General features: G+C 57.4%; 3 protein-coding genes and 1 tRNA gene. All 4 read right to left on the bottom strand.

The window, feature by feature from the left end; all coding sequences use genetic code 11:
* Positions 1-177: 177 nt before the first annotated feature.
* A complete protein-coding gene (clpX, locus tag V6C16_RS08810) occupies positions 178-1,470 on the bottom strand; it encodes an ATP-dependent Clp protease ATP-binding subunit ClpX (RefSeq protein ID WP_333535499.1) in 1,293 nt (430 codons plus the stop codon).
* A 2-nt stretch (positions 1,471-1,472) separates the two neighbouring features.
* On the bottom strand, positions 1,473-2,081 hold the full coding sequence (locus V6C16_RS08805) for an ATP-dependent Clp protease proteolytic subunit (RefSeq protein ID WP_012624324.1): 609 nt from the start codon (positions 2,079-2,081) through the stop codon (positions 1,473-1,475).
* Positions 2,082-2,172: 91 nt separating this feature from the next.
* Entirely contained in the window at positions 2,173-3,534 is a 1,362-nt protein-coding gene (gene tig / locus V6C16_RS08800) for a trigger factor (protein ID WP_333535498.1), read from the bottom strand.
* Positions 3,535-3,562: 28 nt separating this feature from the next.
* Positions 3,563-3,646, bottom strand: a tRNA-Leu gene (locus tag V6C16_RS08795).
* Positions 3,647-4,046 lie beyond the last annotated feature (400 nt).

The raw sequence follows: 4,046 nt of genomic DNA, 5'->3' as shown, positions 1-4,046 counted from the left end.
GCAGACACCATGTGTAACGAGCGGTTTGTTTCCACACAACCACTGTCGCCATTCGTAAGGCTCGCAGGCTCGCCAACGACTGCCGCGAAGACAGCAGAGCTATTTACTTGCGCGGTTAAGCAGCGAAACGAGCGTGGCTTAAACTTTGAGAATGTACATTCTCAAAGTTAATCTGCTCTAGGATGCCCGATCGCCGCCAGCCTGCTTTTTTTCTTTCACAAGGCTTTCGTCCGCTTCACCGAACAGGAGCACAGGCTCCTTGCCCTTCTCGATCACGGCCCGGTTAATGAGGCATTCGCGCACATTGGGCATGGAGGGCAGCCGGAACATGATATCCAGCATGGTGCGCTCCATCACGTTGCGCAGGCCGCGCGCGCCGGTCTTGCGCTCAATGGCCTTGGCCGCAATGGCCTTGAGGGAATTGGGCGTAAAGCGCAGGGCCACGTTCTCAAGGCTGAACAGCTTCTGGTACTGACGCACCAGAGCGTTTTTCGGTTCCGTGAGAATGCGCACCAGATCGGCTTCGTCCAGCTCATCCACATGGGTGATGATGGGAATACGGCCCACAAATTCGGGGATAAGGCCAAACCTGACCAGATCCTGAGGATGTATCCTGTCCAGCAGTTCGCCCAGGGGCATTTCCTTGCTGGCACGGACCTTGGCCCCAAAACCCATTGCTCCGCCGCTCATGCGCGATTCCACAATCTTGTCCAGGCCCACAAAGGCGCCGCCCACGATAAACAGGATATTCCGCGTATCCATGCGGATGAATTCCTGCTGCGGGTGCTTGCGCCCGCCCTTGGGAGGAATATTGGCCTCGGTTCCTTCAATGATTTTCAGCAGGGCCTGCTGCACACCTTCGCCGGACACGTCGCGCGTAATGGAGGGGCCGTCGCCCTTGCGGGAAATCTTGTCGATTTCGTCCACATAGATGATGCCCTTGCTGGCGGCTTCAAGGTCGTAATCGGCGTTTTGCAGCAGCTGAACCAGAATGTTTTCCACATCCTCGCCCACATAGCCCGCCTCGGTAAGGGTGGTGGCGTCTGCTATGGCAAAAGGCACGCGCAGCACGCGGGCCAAGGTTTTCGCCAGCAGCGTTTTGCCGCTGCCCGAAGGCCCCACCAGCAGAATATTGCTTTTTTCCAGTTCCACGTCGTCGCCCAGGGCATCGGCATAGAACACGCGTTTGTAGTGGTTGTGCACGGCCACAGAAAGAATTTTCTTGGCTTCGTGCTGTCCTATAACGTACTGGTCAAGCCTGTCCTTGATTTCCTGCGGCGAAAGCAGCGGCCCGGTGTCTTCGGCAACTTCCATCTGGTCGCGTACAATGATGTCATTGCATGCCTTGACGCACTTGTCGCAAATGCTCGCGCCATCCTGCACGATGAGGTTGCGCACCTCCAGTTCGCTGCGCCCGCAGAAGGAGCAGCTCAAAGGCTCGCTGACCTTGTTTTTATCGTTCTTAGCCATGATTATTCGCTCTTTTCCTGAGCCATGTCCTGGCGCGAAACCAGCACGCGGTCGATGATGCCCAGGTCTTTGGCTTCTTCAGGAGTCAAAAAGTTATCGCGTTCGGTGGCCTTGACAATATCCTTGTAAGGACGACCGGTATTTTCGGCAAGTATGCGGTTAAGGCGCTCTTTGAGGCGCAGCACCTCTTTGGCGTGGATTTCTATATCAGTGGCCTGCCCCTGATACCCGGCCGAAGGCTGGTGAATCATGATCTGGCTGTTGGGCAGGGCATAACGCAGCCCCGGCTTGCCCGCGGCCAGCAAAAAAGCGCCCATGCTGGCAGCACGCCCCATGCACACCGTGGAAACCGGCGCGGAAATGAAGCGCAGAGTGTCATAGATGGCAAGACCAGCGGTAACAGAGCCGCCGGGCGAGTTGATATAGAGAGAAATTTCCTTTTCCGGGTCCTGCGATTCAAGAAAAAGCAGTTGTGCGCAGATCAGCGAGGCCACGGTGTCGTTGACCTCGGAACCCAGCAGAACGATGCGGTCCTTGAGCAGGCGCGAATAAATATCGTAGGCGCGTTCAGAACGGCCGGTGGTTTCGATAACCATAGGTATGAGCGACATGAAAGCCTCACTGACATGGCCCCAAGGGGCGATATATGCGGCATTGCGCCGCGAAAAAAGCAAAAGGCGGCCTCTGGGCCGCCTTCCCTGATTATTGCTTGCTTTCCTGAGCGCTGGCGGATGCGCCCGGCGCGGCATCGGCCTCTGCTCCGGTTTCGGGAGCCTTCGGCTCCACTTCCTTGACATTGGCCTTGGCGTAAATGAGGTCCATGGCCTTGTCAGCCAGCATGCGGTCGCGCAGCACAAAGATCATGCCCGAACGCTCATACTGCTCGCGCAGGGACTTGAAGTCTTCGCCGGTGCGCATGGCAAGCTGGTAAATCTGCGTGGTGACTTCGTGGTCGGTAACGTCCAGACCTTCCTTTTTGGCAACAGAAAGCAGAAGCACCTGGGCGCGGGCCAGTTCGTCAGCCTGGGGCTGCATGTCCTTGCGCAGTTCCTCCATGCTTTTGCCGAGGCTTTCAAGGCTGCGGCCCTGACGTTCCAGGCGACCGGCCATGTCGGCCAGCAGCGTGTTCATCTGGGTTTCCACCAGGCTCGGAGGCAGCTCGAATGCAGCCATCTTGAGCAGGCCGTCCAGCAGGTTCTTCTGGGCCGCGCTCCTGTTCAGGCCGGTGCGGCTTTCAGTGTAGCTCTTGGTGATGGCTTCTTTCAGCTTTTCCACGCTTTCAAGACCAAGGCTCTTTGCCAGCTCATCATCAAGCTCGGGCAGCTTGCGTTCCTTGATGGCGTGCACCTTGACCTTCATGGTCACGGTCTTGCCGGCCAGGTCCTTGGCAATGAAGTCTTCGGGGAAGTGAATTTCGCCCTCGCCTTCTTCACCGTAAGCAATGGTCTTGACCAGAGCCTCAAAGTCTTCCAGAGCCTGACGCTCGCCCAGGGCCAGGTCAAAAGATTCAGCCTTGACGCCTTCCACAGGCTCGCCGTTTTCAAAGGCGGCAAAGTCAACGGTGGCTATCTGGCCGTCCACGGCCGGGCCTTTGCCTTCAACGGGTACAAGCTGGGCGCGGTCGCGCAGGATGCGGTCAAGCACTTCCTGCACTTCTTTTTCGTCCACCACAACTTTTTCCTGCTCCACATCCATGCCTTCGTAGGGGGGCAGTTCAAACGTGGGCAGCACTTCAAATTCGATGGTGTAGGCAAAGCCCTTACCGCGCTCGAAAGCATCGGGCGTGTCCACATCAAGACCGGCCAGCGGCATGACGTCGAGCTTCTGCATCACGTCATTGATGTGTACGTTGATGAGGTCCTGACGGGCTTCTTCATAAATCTTGTCGCGGAAGCGCTGCTCGATGACCGAGGCCGGAACCTTGCCCTTGCGGAAACCGTCAACCTGTACGGAAGTCTTGTACAGGGCGATCGTGCCCATGATGGAAGCTTCCACTTCCTGGGGATCCGTGGTGATGACGACTTTTTTTCTGACCGGCGAAATGTCTTCAGCGCTATATTCCACGAGGGACTCCTTTTCTGGGTGGGCGTGATGGTGCGAGAGGGGGGACTTGAACCCCCATACCTACGGTGCTGGATTCTAAGTCCAGTGCGTCTACCAATTCCGCCACTCTCGCAAAGCGTGTTTCCATAGCACACTTGCTCTCGCCCCGCAAGCGGCGACCGGCCATACCTGTTGTAAAAACCGGGTGGCAGCGCATGTGGAAACCATGACGGAGACGCAACTTTCTTAAGATAATGCTTCCGGGCCTCATGGCAAGCCGGAGGCATGAAAAAACAGCAACAAAACCCTGGGGGGCTCCTCTTGCGGCAACCTCAGGGAGCGCAAAAAAGTGCAGCTTCCGGCATCAGGGCAACGGCGCAAAATCAGGGTGCAGATATCTGCTGTCCGAAAAATCAGCGCAATACCAGCGCCCTGCCGTCCGGCCGAGGCTCGGCAACTTCGCCCACAAGGCAGGCAAGGTCACCGCCAGCGCGCAGCAGGGTGCAGGCTTCTTCCACCTGATCGGGCGGCAC

It is taken from the genome of Desulfovibrio sp. 1188_IL3213 (assembly GCF_036763145.1).
GTDB lineage: Bacteria > Desulfobacterota > Desulfovibrionia > Desulfovibrionales > Desulfovibrionaceae > Desulfovibrio.
Note: the sequence above shows the minus strand (reverse complement) of the source record. Positions and strands in the feature narration are given on the sequence as shown.